Raw genomic sequence first — 14996 nt, forward strand, 5'->3', positions numbered from 1 at the left:
CCGCATTGAAAAAACCAACGAAGAACGTGACGACTTATGGCACAAATTGCAGAAAACCCGCTGATTCTGGTAGATGGCTCTTCTTACCTCTATCGCGCATACCACGCGTTCCCTCCGCTGACCAACAGCGCAGGAAAACCTACCGGCGCGATGTACGGTGTGCTGAATATGTTGCGCAGCCTGCTGCTGCAATATAAGCCCAGCCATGTAGCCGTGGTTTTTGATGCCAAAGGCAAAACCTTCCGCGATGAGCTTTTCGAAGCCTATAAATCCCACCGCCCACCGATGCCGGACGACCTGCGAGCGCAGATCGAGCCCTTGCATAATATGGTCAGAGCGATGGGCTTGCCTCTACTGGCCGTCAGTGGCGTGGAAGCCGATGACGTCATCGGTACGCTGGCGCTGGAAGCCGGTAAAAAAGGCAAGCCGGTATTAATCAGCACTGGCGATAAAGATATGGCGCAGCTGGTAACGCCAGATATCACCCTTATCAACACCATGAACAATGCGATCCTCGGCCCTGACGAAGTGGTGGAGAAATATGGCATTCCGCCTGAATTAATCATCGACTTCCTCGCGCTGATGGGCGACGCATCCGATAACATTCCCGGCGTACCGGGCGTGGGCGAGAAAACGGCTCAGGCACTGCTGCAGGGGCTGGGCGGAATTAAAGATATCTATGCCAACCTGGATAAGGTCGCTGAACTGACGTTCCGTGGGGCAAAAACCATGGCCGCCAAGCTGGAGCAAAATAAAGAGATGGCGCTGCTCTCTTACCAGCTGGCGACCATTAAAACGGATGTGGAATTAGATCTGACCAGTGAACAGCTGACGGTGAATGAGCCGGCGGTGGAAGAGTTACTGGGCCTGTTCCGCGAATATGAGTTCAAACGCTGGATCACCGACCTGGAAGAAGGAAAGTGGCTACAGGGTAAAAAGAGTCATCCTGCCGCGCAGAAAGCGCTGGTTGAACAGGTTGAAGAACAGGTCGAAACCACCAGTACGCTCTCTGCCGAAGGCTATGTCACTATTCTGGATGAAGAGACCTTCGAAAGCTGGCTGAAGCAACTCAAGACCAGTTCACTGTTTGCGTTCGATCTGGAAACCGACTCGCTGGATACGCTGAGCGCCAATATCGTGGGGATTTCCTTCGCCATTGAGCCAGGCAAAGCCGCCTATCTTCCCGTGGCGCATGATTATCTGGATGCGCCAGCCCAGCTGGATCGCAACAGCGTGCTGGAGCGCCTCAAGCCGCTGCTGGAAGATCCGGCGTTGCTGAAGGTGGGTCAGAACCTGAAATACGATCGCGGCGTGCTGAAGAACTACGACATCGAATTACAGGGCATTAAGTTCGACACCATGCTGGAGTCGTACGCGCTGAGCAGCGTGGGGAGCCGTCATGATATGGATACGCTCTCATCACGCTGGCTGAACCATAAAACGGTCTCCTTTGAGGAGATTGCCGGCAAAGGCAAAAAGCAGCTGACCTTTAACCAGATCGATCTGGAACAGGCCGCGCATTATGCTGCCGAAGATGCCGACGTAACGCTCCAGCTCCACCTGAAGATGTGGCCAGAACTGGAGAAAGAGCAGGGGCCGAAGGAGGTGTTCGAAAACATCGAAATGCCGCTGCTGACGGTGATCTCGCGCATTGAGCGTAATGGGGTGTTGATCGATCAGGGGATTCTGGCCGCCCATTCGAAAGAGCTGACCATTCGTCTGGCAGAGCTAGAGCAAAAAGCCCATGAACTGGCGGGTGAGCCGTTTAACCTCTCTTCGCCAAAGCAGCTGCAGACCATTCTCTTTGAGAAGCAGGGCATCAAGCCAACCAAGAAAACGCCTGGCGGCGCGCCGTCTACCAGTGAGGAAGTCCTTGCTGAGCTGGCGCTGGATTATCCTTTGCCGAAGGTGATCCTGGAGAACCGTGGCTTAGCCAAGCTGAAGTCGACCTACACTGACAAGCTGCCGTTGATGATTAATCCTATCACCGGACGCGTGCACACCTCTTATCATCAGGCGGTCACGGCCACCGGCCGACTCTCTTCTACCGATCCCAACCTGCAGAACATTCCGGTGAGAAACGAAGAAGGTCGCCGCATTCGTCAGGCTTTCATTGCTTCCAAAGGCCATAAGATTGTTGCCGCTGACTATTCTCAAATTGAGCTGCGCATCATGGCTCACCTGTCACAGGATAAGGGCTTGTTAAGCGCCTTTGCTGAAGGCATGGATATACACCGTGCGACGGCTGCCGAAGTCTTTGGCATGGCACTGGATAAAGTCACCGGCGAACAGCGCCGCAGCGCGAAAGCGATCAACTTTGGCCTGATATATGGCATGAGCGCCTTTGGCCTCTCCCGTCAGCTGAATATTGGTGCAGGTGAAGCGAAGAAGTATATGGATCTGTACTTTGAACGCTATCCTGGCGTGTTGGAATATATGGAAAGCACCCGCCAGCAGGCCGCTGAAAAAGGCTATGTCTCAACGCTGGATGGCCGACGCCTCTATTTGCCGGATATCAATGCCAGCAATGCAATGCGCCGTAAGGCGGCCGAACGCGCGGCAATCAATGCGCCAATGCAGGGCACGGCGGCTGACATTATCAAAAAGGCGATGATTGCGGTCGATGGTTGGTTAACGCCGCAGTCAGCGCCGGACGTGAAAATGATCATGCAGGTACACGATGAACTGGTCTTCGAAGTGAAAACCTCTGAAGTGGAGGCGGCCACAGCGAAAATTCGCGATCTGATGGAAAACAGCATGAAACTCGACGTTCCGCTGCAGGTGGATGTTGGCGTTGGCGATAACTGGGAACAGGCGCACTAATTTCCCGGCTGCCCACGGATGAGACTGATTTTATAGCAAATTCAGTCTCATTTTTTATCCATAAGAAAATGCTTTAGTTCCGCTGTACGCCTGAACCTTTGGGCCAACCACCGTTCAGAATTTCACCTAAGCAGTTATCCTGGAAGCATTTTTTTTGTAATTAAGCTACAGGCAAGGGCGGTTTCTGTTACCTGAGTTGGATAACACCCGGTGTTTTCTGAAAATTAACTACAAAAAACCCTTTTGAGGGCCGAAAAAATCCTGTAGAGTTTCAGTTGTAGGGTACAGAGGTAAGATGTTCTATCTTTCAAACCTTTTACTTCACGTAATCGGATTTGGCTGAATATTTTAGCCGCCCCAGTCGTTATGACTGGGGCGTTTTTTATTGGGCGCTATCTGGCCCCAGGGCGGGAATCTTACTCTGCAGGCGCTTCTTGTTCTTCGTCTTCTACTGCTGGCGGAAGTTCGCTAAACCACGTATTTAACTGATCGCTCAGTTTATCAACGCCAATTTTCTTCAGTGAAGAGAACATCTCTACCCGAACATCCCCAATGAACCCTTTGGCTGTTTCACGCACCGCATTCAGCTGCGCTTTGCGTGCGCCAGAAGCCAGTTTGTCTGCCTTGGTCAACAGCACCAGCACCTGAATGCCGCTCTGCACTGCCCACAGGATCATCTGCTGATCCAGGTCCTTCAGCGGATGGCGGATATCCATCAGCACCACCAGGCCCTTCAGGCACTGACGATCGCGCAGATATTCTGCCAGCGCTCTCTGCCACTTCAGCTTCATCTCTTCCGGTACTTCTGCATAACCATAGCCCGGTAAGTCGACCAGACGATAGCCTTCAGCAACCTGGAAAAGGTTGATCAGCTGGGTACGGCCTGGGGTTTTACTGGTACGTGCCAGGCTTTTTTGATTGGTCAGCGTATTCAGTGCGCTGGATTTGCCCGCGTTGGAACGACCGGCAAAAGCCACTTCAAGTCCGGTATCGGCTGGAAGGTGACGAATGTCAGGGGCACTGGTGACAAAATGGGTAACGTGATAATTCCAGCCAGACAAAATAAAAACTCCAGATAATAAGGTCAATTGCGCAGAGTATACCCTGTATAGAATGAAAGCGCCCAACCGACCTTTTTACGGCCGGGATTTTGTAGGAGATTGGCTATTAGATTTGCCAGAAGTTTCCTCTTTTTCACGCTAAATAAAACTAATAAAACATTTAATAACAATAAGTTATATAAACTTATGACTTTCCGAAAAGAATTTTGTTGTGGCACCTCCCTTGTCAGTTTGACCATTTAGTCTAAAGTAATTGGCAGAACCCGGACGGTTCTCTTCAGGATGATGTGCTCATGGGCGCCAGGACGGTGTGGGGCAGGGAAGGAGCGTGTTGGGATTTTCAACACAACATGGAAAGGATCGAGTCCAGGACGGGACTCCCAGGCAATGGAAAACCGGGATGTTGGCTGCTCAAAAGGATGCTGACCTAGTCAGTCCTTCTGCGGAAGGTGCGAAAAAAGGCGACAGGGTGACCTGGCGCCTTTTTTCTTTGTCTGCTTTCTGCTAGATTCCGCCGCAATTCTATACTGAATATAAATCGTCTGAGAGCAGAAAACATGAAGCAACCCGCACGCGCGCCACAGGATAAGAAACCGGCAGCAAAAACCCAGCGTAAAACGCGTGATGAATCAAACGCGGAAGCGCGCGATCGTAAGCGCGACAAGAAGCATCGCGGCAATGCCTCCGGCAGCCGTGCTAATCCGGTCACCGTTAACAAGAAGAGCGGCGAAAGCGCCGTCAGCAAAGATCCGCGCATTGGCAGCAAAAAGCCCATTGCCCTGGGTCCGGTGACTGCAGACGCTCAGCCCGCGAAGAAAGTGGCTAAAGTCGCTAAACCTGTAGAAGAGAAAAAAGTCCTTCTGTCTCCGGAAGAAGAGCTGGCGAAGCTGGAGAATGACGAACGTCTGGACACCCTGCTGGATCGCCTGGAAAAAGGCGAGACGCTGTCAGCAGAAGATCAGGCCTGGCTGGACCAGACGCTTGACCGTATCGACGTGCTGATGGAAGAGCTTGGCATCGCGCTGGACGACGGTGCAGAAGATGAGCAGGCGGAAGAAGATATGTACCGCTTGCTGAAAGGCGGCCAGTAACCTTTCTGCGTTATTGGGTAAAATTGAGGTGGCGCAGTATTGCGCTGCCCTTTTAAAAGGTTTCTCTGCGAATGAATTGGCCTGGATCAATTTTCGTGCTGATTATGCTCTGCAGCCTTGGCGGGTTATTCGTTAAACTACGTCGTCTTTCGCGGTTGAAAACCCAACTGCACCGAGCGACCGTCCGCCAGTCTGCCAGGCACACCCCTTTCACCCGACGGTCGGCATCCAGACGCCAACGCAGGAGTGAATACCGTGACGCAGATGATTGAATGGGATCAACGCCTGATCCAGACCTACAATATCTCCGGTCCCCGTTATACCTCCTATCCCACCGCGCTGGAATTTACCGAGCAGTACAACGAAGCGGCTTTTCAGCAGGCAGCGCAACGCTATCCCGATCGTCCTCTGTCCCTGTATGTTCACATCCCGTTCTGCCATCGGCTGTGTTATTTCTGCGGCTGCAACAAGCTGGTCACGCGTCAGCAGCACAAGGCGGATGCCTATCTGGATGCGCTGGCGAGCGAAATTCAGTCTCGCGCCAAATTATTTCGTGGCCGCACCGTCAGCCAGATGCACTGGGGTGGCGGCACACCGACGTATTTAAATAAGCAGCAGATAACCCGCCTGATCACCCTGCTGCGGCAGGCTTTTACCTTCAGTGAAGACGCCGAGCTGTCGATTGAGGTCGACCCGCGAGAAATCGAACTGGATGTGTTGGACCATCTGCATGCGGCAGGCTTCAACCGCCTGAGCATGGGCGTGCAGGACTTCAACAAAACGGTGCAGGAGAAGGTGAACCGGGTTCAGGATGAACAGGTGATCGTCGATCTTATCGCGCGTGCCCGTCAGGTTGGCTTTGCTTCCGTCAGTCTGGACCTGATCTACGGCCTGCCGGCACAGACGCCAGAGAGTTTTGCCTTCACCCTGCAGAAAGTCATCGCGTTGAACCCCGATCGGCTTAGCGTGTTTAACTACGCGCACATGCCGGCCTTGTTTGCCGCACAGCGCAAAATCAAAGAGGCTGATTTGCCGAATGCTCAGCAAAAAATGGATATCCTGCAGCAGTCGATCGCCATGCTCACCGGCGCGGGCTACCAGTTTATTGGCATGGACCACTTTGCCCGCCCTGACGATGAGTTGGCCGTCGCGCAGCGGGAAGGGAAGCTGCACCGCAATTTCCAGGGCTACACCACGCAGGGCGACAGTGATTTACTGGGCATGGGCGTTTCAGCCATCAGCATGCTTGGTGACACGTATGCGCAAAATGAAAAAGAGCTGAAATCCTGGTATGCCGCCGTGGCTGAAAATCACACGGCGTTATGGCGGGGTGTGGCGCTGTCGGCTGATGATTGCCTGCGTCGGGACGTGATTAAAACGCTGATGTGCAATTTCGCGCTCAATTTTGCTGACTTTGAGAGCGGTGAACGGTCCTTTAGCGACTATTTTGCCGAAGATCTGGCGCTGTTAGCTCCGTTCATCAGGGACGGGCTGGTGGAATGCCACGAGAAGGGCCTTCAGGTGACGGCTAAGGGACGTTTGCTGGTCAGGAATGTCTGTATGTGCTTTGACGTCTACCTGCGTCAGAAGGCGCGTATGCAGCAATTCTCACGGGTGATCTGATTGCCAGAAAACAAAAAGGCCGGACAAATACTGTTTCGGCCTTTTTTTGGGTGACAGACTCGCGGGATCCGCTACTCCATTCCCAACTCTTTCAGCTTACGGGTCAGGGTATTTCGTCCCCATCCCAGCAAGCGTGCGGCTTCCTGCTTATGCCCCTGCGTATGACGCAGTGCGGTGGTCAGCAGCGTGCGCTCCATTTCGGGTTGCGCTTCTGACAGCAGGTTTTGATGACCGGAACGCAGCGCGCGATCGGCCCATTGTGCCAACAACGTTGCCCAGCTGTCCGGCAGTGACTGCACCGGATTTTCAGGCGTTGAAGTCTCAAACAGCTCGGACGGCAGATCCTGAATCAACACTTCCTGTCCGGCCGCCATTACGGTCAGCCAGCGGCAGGTGTTCTCAAGCTGACGAACGTTACCAGACCAGTGAAGCCGAGTGAGGGCCGTTTCGGTTTCTGGGTGCAGGATCTTCGCTTCAACACCGAGTTCACGTGCCGCAACCTGCAGGAAATAGCGTGCCAGGCGCGGAATATCTTCGCGACGTTCGCGCAATGGCGGCAGGTGCACACGAATCACGTTCAGGCGGTGGAACAGATCCTCACGGAACTTGCCTTCTTGTACCCGCAGCTCCAGGTTCTGGTGGGTTGCCGCAATAATGCGTACATCCCCTTTCACCGGTGCATAGCCACCAACGCGATAGAACTGACCATCCGCCAACACACGCAGCAAGCGGGTCTGAACATCCATCGGCATATCGCCGATTTCATCCAGGAACAGCGTGCCGCCGTCGGCCTGTTCAAAACGGCCCTGACGAATTTGATTAGCGCCGGTAAATGCGCCTTTCTCATGGCCAAACAGTTCCGACTCAATCAGGTCTTTCGGGATCGCCGCCATGTTTAGCGCGATAAATGGCGCTTTTGCCCGCGGGCTGTGGCGGTGCAGAGCATGGGCGACCAGCTCTTTACCGGTACCGGACTCGCCGTTGATCAATACGCTGATCGACGAACGGGAAAGGCGTCCAATAATGCGGAAAACATCCTGCATCGCGGGCGCTTCGCCAATGATGTCGGTAGTAGGGCCGCTAACCGGTTGATTACGCGGCTGCTGCTGCTCCTGGTAATGGCTGATCGCCCGTTCTACCAGCGCAACGGCCTCATCGATATCAAACGGTTTTGGCAGATAATCAAACGCACCCTGCTGATACGCGCTGACCGCCGCATCCAGATCGGAGTGGGCCGTCATTATGATGACCGGAAGCATCGGATGACGCTGCTTAATTTGTTTCAGCAGCGCCAGGCCATCCATGCCGGGCATGCGAATATCTGAAAGTAAAACGTCTGGGGTTTTACTGGCAAGGGCGTCCAGCACCTCATTAGCGCTGTCAAACGTGGCGCAGTTCAAACCGGCTCCAGTGAGCGCGCGTTCAAGCACCCAGCGGATGGAGCTATCGTCATCGACGATCCAAACTATCCCTCGTTGCATAGAAACCTCACTGGCGAATAGGCAGAAATACCGAAAATTCAGTGTGACCGGGCCAACTGCTAAATTCTATTTTTCCCGAATGCTGATCGATCAGGCTTCGGGCAATCGACAGGCCTAAACCTGTGCCGCCTTCACGCCCGCTCACCATCGGATAAAACAGCGTATCCTGCAGTTGTGCCGGAATGCCTGGGCCATCATCTTCAACATCGATGCGGGCCACCAGGCGATAGCGTACGCCGTGCAGCGTTAACTGAAACGCCGTGCGGGTACGAAGAGTAATAGTGCCGCCTTCTTCACCCAACGCCTGAAGCGCGTTGCGTACTACGTTCAGCAGGACTTGTTCAATCTGATCCGGATCGTGCGGCAGTTCAGGCAGGCTGGGATCGTAATCCCGCACCAGCGTGACGTTATCGGGCAGCTCCATCGACACCAGGTTCACGATGCGTTCTGCGACCTGATGGATACTCTGCGTGACGTGCATACCCGGCTGCTGTGGACCCAGCAGGCGATCAACCAGATTGCGCAGGCGGTCGGCCTGTTCAATGATCACCTTGGTATATTCGGTTAATGACGGATCGGGCAGGGCTTTCGCCAGCAGCTGTGCTGCGCCACGCAATCCTCCCAGCGGGTTTTTAATTTCATGTGCCAGACCACGGACTAAATCCCGGGCGGCGACCTGCTGAGCATGTTGAATTTGTTCCTGACTGAGACGGCGCTGATTATCCATCGGGGCCATTTCAAGCAGAATTAAGCCTTCAGGCAGACGCTGTGCGGTTAGCGACATAATATGCGCACGGCTGTCGACCACTAAAGTCACTTCACTGTCAGTAAAACCCTGACCTGCATCCAGACTCTCAAGCATGACGTCGATATTTAACGAAAAATATCCCATCAGTTCCGGCAGCGGTAATCCAAATAGCTTGCGGGAGCTTTGCGCTAACAGTTGTTGGGCCGCGGGATTGGCGTAATGCACCACCAGCTCGCTGTCGACCAACAAAATACTGTTAATAAGGGAATTGAGAATCTGCCCAGCATCGGGCAGCGTGCCTGTTGCCATACAGCCTTCTCCTGCACCATTTTAGTGCATTATAGTCCTTAAACCCGAAATTCGTCTTCCCGGACGATGAATTCGTGGTGAAAAAAGCCCATCCGGAGATGGGCTGGAATTTTCCACGGCAACAAATACTGTCTTACCTGTTAAACGCTGTAGTACAGCTCGAACTCAACAGGGTGTGGCGTCATACGAACGCGGTCCATCTCGGCTTTACGCAGTTCGATGTAAGCTTCGATAGCGTCGTCAGTGAACACGCCACCACGGGTCAGGAACTCGCGGTCTTCGTTCAGTGCTGCCAGCGCTTCGTCCAGTGAACCTGCCACTTTAGGGATCTCAGCTTCTTCTTCCGGCGGCAGGTCGTACAGGTTTTTGTCCATCGCATCGCCAGGGTGGATCTTGTTGATGATGCCGTCCAGGCCAGCCATCAGCAGTGCAGCGAAGCACAGGTACGGGTTAGCCGCTGGATCAGGGAAGCGCGCTTCGATACGACGTGCTTTCGGGCTGGCAACCACTGGGATACGGATAGAAGCAGAACGGTTACGGGCAGAGTAAGCCAGCATTACTGGCGCTTCGTAGCCTGGGACCAGACGCTTGTAGGAGTTAGTGGTTGGGTTCGCCAGGGCGTTGATCGCTTTAGCGTGCTTGATAACACCACCGATGTAGAACAGGGCCATTTCAGACAGGCCGCCGTATTTGTCGCCGGCGAACAGGTTGTTACCGTCTTTAGACAGTGACATATGGCAGTGCATACCAGAACCGTTATCACCGAACATAGGTTTCGGCATAAAGGTTGCTGTTTTGCCGTAGGCGTGCGCCACGTTGTGAACAACGTATTTGTAGATCTGAATTTCGTCAGCTTTTTTGGTCATGGTGTTGAAGCGGGTTGCCACTTCGTTCTGACCCGCGGTTGCCACTTCGTGGTGGTGAGCTTCAACAACCAGGCCCATCTGCTCCATGGTCAGACACATCGCAGAACGGATGTCCTGTGAGGAGTCGACAGGTGGAACCGGGAAGTAACCGCCTTTCAGACCTGGACGGTGACCTTTGTTGCCGCCTTCGTAAGCTTTACCGCTGTTCCAGTAAGCTTCGATATCGTCGATAGCAACATGGGAACCGGAGGTGCTGCTGCCGAAACGGATGTCATCGAACAGGAAGAACTCTGGCTCTGGTCCAAACAGAACGGTGTCTGCAATGCCAGAAGAGCGCAGGAAATCTTCAGCGCGCTTTGCGATGGAGCGTGGGTCACGATCGTAGCCCTGCATGGTGCCTGGCTCGAGAATGTCACAACGGATGATCAGCGTAGGATCTTCGAAGAATGGATCCAGCACAGCGGTGGTCGCATCTGGCATCAGAACCATGTCTGATTCGTTAATGCCTTTCCAGCCACCAATAGAGGAGCCGTCAAACATTTTGCCTTCTTCGAAGAAGTCAGCGTTAACCTGATGAGCAGGAATGGTGACGTGCTGTTCTTTACCTTTGGTATCGGTAAAACGCAGGTCAACGAATTTGACTTCGTGCTCGTTCATCATCGACAGAACGTGTTCAGCGGACATACTTAACTCTCCTGGATTTTGTCATTGTCGTCGTGGTTAGCGATCTCAAGGTGGACTTTGCTTATCTCGCATTGTCATCCGATAATAAAGATCTCTCACACGCTATCAACCGTTGTGAAAAACTGCATTCTTCGCTTGAGTGTATAAAGCGAAATCTATGCCAACTTTATTATTTACCTGAAAAAGCGCTATGATGCGCCCTCTCGTGATACGGGACCTGCACCATGATGGAAGTCGCGCACCATTTTGGTGCTATTGAGTGCTGAGTGAGCACTATTCTGGTGCATTTTTTCGATGGAGTGCGATTCTTGCACTGTTTAAGGTGTAAAAAGCAATCCTGACAGTTATCTTTAATTGAAATTTGTGATCCTGTTCAGTCCTTCGATTAATCCGTGTACAATAGCGCGCTATTTCTAATGCCTGAGGCAAAGCTGTGATCGAAAATTTGCGTAACATCGCCATTATTGCCCACGTTGACCATGGTAAAACTACCCTGGTCGATAAGTTGCTGCAGCAATCCGGGACCTTTGACGCCCGTACTGAAGCCACCGAACGCGTAATGGACTCCAACGATTTGGAGAAAGAGCGTGGGATTACCATCCTCGCAAAAAACACCGCCATTAATTGGAATGACTACCGCATCAACATCGTGGATACCCCAGGACACGCCGACTTCGGCGGTGAGGTTGAGCGTGTGATGTCAATGGTTGACTCGGTGCTGCTGGTTGGGGATGCAATGGATGGCCCAATGCCGCAAACCCGCTTCGTGACCAAAAAAGCGTTTGCTAATGGTCTGAAGCCGATCGTTGTTATCAACAAAGTTGACCGTCCTGGTGCGCGTCCGGATTGGGTTGTTGACCAGGTATTTGACCTGTTCGTTAACCTCGATGCGACTGACGAGCAGCTCGACTTCCCGGTAATCTATGCATCAGCGCTGAACGGTATCGCTGGTCTGGATCACAACGATATGGCTGAGGATATGACTCCGCTGTATCAGGCTATCGTGGATCACGTTTCTCCTCCGCAGGTTGAGGCAGAAGCGCCATTCCAGATGCAGATTTCCCAGCTGGACTACAACAACTACGTTGGTGTTATCGGCATCGGCCGCATCAAACGCGGTAAAGTCAAGCCAAACCAGCAGGTTACTATCGTAGATAGCGAAGGCAAAACCCGTAACGGTAAAGTCGGTAAAGTCCTGACCCACATGGGTCTGGAGCGTATCGAAGCGGTTGAAGCTGAAGCGGGCGATATCATCGCTATCACCGGTCTGGGCGAGCTGAACATCTCCGACACCATCTGTGATCCACAGGCTGTTGAAGCGCTGCCAGCACTGAGCGTTGATGAACCAACCGTAACCATGTACTTCAACGTAAACACCTCTCCGTTCTGTGGTAAAGAAGGTAAGTATGTGACTTCACGTCAGATCCTTGACCGTCTGAACAAAGAACTGGTGCACAACGTTGCGCTGCGTGTTGAAGAAACCGAAGATTCTGACGCCTTCCGCGTGTCAGGTCGTGGTGAGCTTCACCTGTCCGTTCTGATTGAAAACATGCGTCGTGAAGGCTTCGAAATCGCCGTTTCACGTCCTAAAGTTATCAACCGTAAAATCGATGGCCGCATGCAAGAGCCGTTCGAGAACGTGACGCTGGATATCGAAGAACAGCACCAGGGTTCTGTAATGCAGGCAATGGGCGAGCGTAAGGGTGATGTTAAAGACATGATCCCTGATGGCAAAGGCCGTATTCGTCTGGATTACCTGATCCCGGCGCGTGGACTGATCGGTTTCCGTACCGAATTCATGACCATGACGTCTGGTACCGGTCTGCTGTACTCCACCTTCAGCCACTACGATGATGTTCGTCAGGGTGAAATCGGCCAGCGCCAGAACGGCGTGCTGATCTCTAACGGCCAGGGTAAAGCGGTAGCATTCGCCCTGTTCAGCCTGCAGGATCGCGGTAAGCTGTTCCTCGGCCACGGTGCTGAAGTGTATGAAGGCCAGGTTATCGGTATTCACTCACGTTCAAACGACCTGACCGTGAACTGCCTGACCGGTAAGAAACTGACTAACATGCGTGCTTCGGGTACTGATGAAGCAACCACGCTGGTTCCGGCAATCAAGATGTCTCTGGAGCAGGCTCTGGAATTCATCGATGATGACGAACTGGTTGAAGTTACGCCAACGTCCGTACGTATTCGTAAACGTCACCTGACGGAAAACGACCGTAAACGCGCAAGCCGTGGTCCTAAAGAGTCTTAATCCTCTTTAAGCACTGCACTCTCAAGGCCGGAGCTCTCCGGCCTTGATTCTTCTCCCTGATTTTCCCCCTCTCCTGTTCAGTCTCCCGATTTACCGCTAGAGTGAATATCTCACCGGCACAAAAGGAGATGACCATGCTGTATATCTTTGATTTAGGTAACGTCATTGTTGATATTGATTTCAACCGGGTTCTTGGCGTCTGGAGCGATCTGGGGCGCGTACCGCTGTCTACATTGCAAAGCCGTTTCCAGATGGATGCGTCTTTCGAACAGCACGAACGAGGTGAAATCAGTGATGAAGAGTTCGCAGAGAAAATGTGCGAACAGCTGGATGTCGCGTTAAGCTTCGAACAGTTTGCGGCGGGCTGGCAGGCGGTTTTTGTCGGCGTGCGTCCGGAAGTGATTGCCATCATGCACAAGCTGCGTGAACAGGGCGATCGCGTTGTTATCCTCTCTAATACCAACAAGCTGCATTGTACCTTCTGGCCGACGCAATACCCGGAAGTGCAGAGCGCGGCAGATAAACTCTATTTGTCCCAGGAAATGGGGCTGCGCAAGCCTGAGCCTGAAATCTATCAGCAACTGCTGAATGCCGAAGATGCATCCGCACAGGAGGCGATTTTCTTCGACGATAATCTTGCCAACATTGAAGCTGCCCAGGCATTGGGTATTCACAGCGTGCACGTCACGGATGCCAGCGTGGTGCCGATGTTCTTTAGCGATCGCTTCTGAATGAGCCGTATTAATCATTACCGCCACCGGCTGCGGGCTTTTTGGGGTTGGCTAAAATTACTGTGGGAACGCATCGATGAAGATGCGATGACGACGCTGGCGGGTAACCTGGCGTATGTGTCGCTGCTGTCACTGGTACCGCTGGTGGCGGTGGTCTTCGCCCTGTTTGCTGCCTTTCCGTCCTTTGCCAATGTCAGTGTTCAGCTGAAGGCATTTATTTTTAATAACTTTGTGCCGTCTTCCGGTACGGTGATCCAGAGCTATCTGGAGCAGTTTGTCGCCAACGTCAACAAAATGACTGCGGTCGGCGCCTGCGGGCTGGTGGTGACGGCATTGCTGTTGATGTACTCGATCGATACCGCGCTGAATACCATCTGGCGCAGCAAGCGCAAACGCCCGATTGTTTACTCGTTCGCGGTGTACTGGATGATCCTGACGCTGGGGCCGCTGCTAGCGGGTGCCAGTCTGGCCATCAGCTCGTATCTGCTGTCGCTGCGCTGGGCGTCCGTGACGGGCGTCAGCTGGCTGATTGACTATGGGCTGAGGATTTTCCCATTACTGCTCTCCTGGCTGTCATTCTGGCTGCTGTACAGCATCGTGCCGACCCGCCAGGTGGCGGGAAAGGATGCGTTGATTGGTGCGCTGGTGGCCGGTCTGCTGTTTGAGCTCGGGAAAAAAGGCTTTGCGCTGTATGTTACGATGTTCCCTTCGTACCAGTTAATTTACGGTGTGCTGGCGGTGATCCCCATCCTGTTCCTGTGGGTTTACTGGACCTGGTGTATCGTCTTATTGGGGGCCGAAATCAGTGCCACCCTTGGCGACTATCGCCTGATAAAACAAGAAGAACAAAAAAAAGAAGATGAGGAATTATGATTGCCTTAATTCAACGCGCGTTGAGCGCCAGTGTGACGGTGGCAGGAGAAACCACCGGTGAAATCGGCCCGGGATTGCTGATCCTTTTAGGCGTGGAAAAAGGCGACGACCAGCAGAAAGCCCAACGGTTATGCGATCGGGTGCTGGGGTATCGGATCTTCGGCGACGAAAACGACAAAATGAACCTCAATGTCCAGCAGGCGGGAGGTAGCCTGCTGGTGGTCTCACAGTTCACCCTGGCTGCCGACACGCAAAAGGGGATGCGTCCCAGCTTCTCCGGCGGTGCCGATCCCGCTGATGCGGAGCGGCTGTATGAATCCTTTATCGGCTGCTGCCGGGAAAAGGGGATGGTCACGGAAACGGGGCGTTTTGCTGCCAATATGCAAGTTGCACTGGTCAATGACGGACCGGTGACGTTCTGGCTGCAGGTTTGAGGCAGCTGGCTGAAC

11 protein-coding genes are annotated in these 14996 nt (G+C 53.2%); 7 read left to right on the forward strand and 4 right to left on the reverse strand.

Features of this window, described 5'->3' with window-relative positions:
* Nucleotides 1-36: 36 nt before the first annotated feature.
* Nucleotides 37-2823: a DNA polymerase I gene (polA, locus tag E2F51_RS07455; RefSeq protein WP_134823132.1), complete on the forward strand. Its 2787-nt coding sequence runs from the start codon at nucleotides 37-39 to the stop codon at nucleotides 2821-2823.
* 416 nt (nucleotides 2824-3239) lie between these two features.
* On the opposite strand, the gene yihA is transcribed toward polA, so the two are convergent.
* A complete protein-coding gene (yihA, locus tag E2F51_RS07460) occupies nucleotides 3240-3884 on the reverse strand; it encodes a ribosome biogenesis GTP-binding protein YihA/YsxC (RefSeq protein WP_013200067.1) in 645 nt (214 codons plus the stop codon).
* Between the two features lie 557 nt (nucleotides 3885-4441).
* Between yihA and yihI the strand changes: the two genes are divergently transcribed.
* Nucleotides 4442-4975, forward strand: a complete 534-nt coding sequence (yihI, locus tag E2F51_RS07465; protein WP_013200068.1) for a Der GTPase-activating protein YihI — start codon at nucleotides 4442-4444, stop codon at nucleotides 4973-4975.
* A gap of 264 nt (nucleotides 4976-5239) precedes the next feature.
* On the forward strand, nucleotides 5240-6598 hold the full coding sequence (gene hemN, locus E2F51_RS07475; RefSeq protein ID WP_134824838.1) for an oxygen-independent coproporphyrinogen III oxidase: 1359 nt from the start codon (nucleotides 5240-5242) through the stop codon (nucleotides 6596-6598).
* Nucleotides 6599-6669: 71 nt separating this feature from the next.
* Here the strand turns inward: hemN and glnG are convergent, their stop codons facing one another.
* From glnG to glnA, 3 genes are all read right to left on the reverse strand, one after another.
* The gene (gene glnG / locus E2F51_RS07480) at nucleotides 6670-8079 is read right to left on the reverse strand and encodes a nitrogen regulation protein NR(I) (protein WP_134823133.1); all 1410 of its coding nucleotides are present in this window, start codon (nucleotides 8077-8079) and stop codon (nucleotides 6670-6672) included.
* 7 nt (nucleotides 8080-8086) lie between these two features.
* Nucleotides 8087-9136, reverse strand: a complete 1050-nt coding sequence (gene glnL, locus E2F51_RS07485) for a nitrogen regulation protein NR(II) (RefSeq protein WP_053145234.1) — start codon at nucleotides 9134-9136, stop codon at nucleotides 8087-8089.
* Between the two features lie 140 nt (nucleotides 9137-9276).
* Nucleotides 9277-10686, reverse strand: a complete 1410-nt coding sequence (glnA, locus tag E2F51_RS07490; protein WP_013200072.1) for a glutamate--ammonia ligase — start codon at nucleotides 10684-10686, stop codon at nucleotides 9277-9279.
* 433 nt (nucleotides 10687-11119) lie between these two features.
* Here glnA and typA point away from each other — a divergent pair, with 433 nt between their 5' ends.
* The 4 genes from typA to dtd all read left to right on the forward strand — a co-directional run bounded on the left by typA (nucleotide 11120) and on the right by dtd (nucleotide 14981).
* Nucleotides 11120-12943, forward strand: a complete 1824-nt coding sequence (gene typA / locus E2F51_RS07495) for a ribosome-dependent GTPase TypA (protein ID WP_134823134.1) — start codon at nucleotides 11120-11122, stop codon at nucleotides 12941-12943.
* Nucleotides 12944-13077: 134 nt separating this feature from the next.
* Nucleotides 13078-13674, forward strand: a complete 597-nt coding sequence (gene yihX / locus E2F51_RS07500; RefSeq protein ID WP_013200074.1) for a glucose-1-phosphatase — start codon at nucleotides 13078-13080, stop codon at nucleotides 13672-13674.
* Nucleotides 13675-14547 (forward strand): virulence factor BrkB family protein, encoded by an 873-nt coding sequence (locus E2F51_RS07505; protein ID WP_013200075.1) that lies wholly within the window; start codon nucleotides 13675-13677, stop codon nucleotides 14545-14547.
* On the forward strand, nucleotides 14544-14981 hold the full coding sequence (dtd, locus tag E2F51_RS07510; RefSeq protein ID WP_053145240.1) for a D-aminoacyl-tRNA deacylase: 438 nt from the start codon (nucleotides 14544-14546) through the stop codon (nucleotides 14979-14981). The genes E2F51_RS07505 and dtd overlap by 4 nt, the downstream gene beginning before the upstream one ends.
* Nucleotides 14982-14996: the final 15 nt, after the last annotated feature.

The sequence above is a fragment of the Erwinia sp. QL-Z3 genome (genome assembly GCF_004551645.1).
GTDB classification, from domain to species: Bacteria; Pseudomonadota; Gammaproteobacteria; order Enterobacterales; family Enterobacteriaceae; genus Erwinia; species Erwinia billingiae.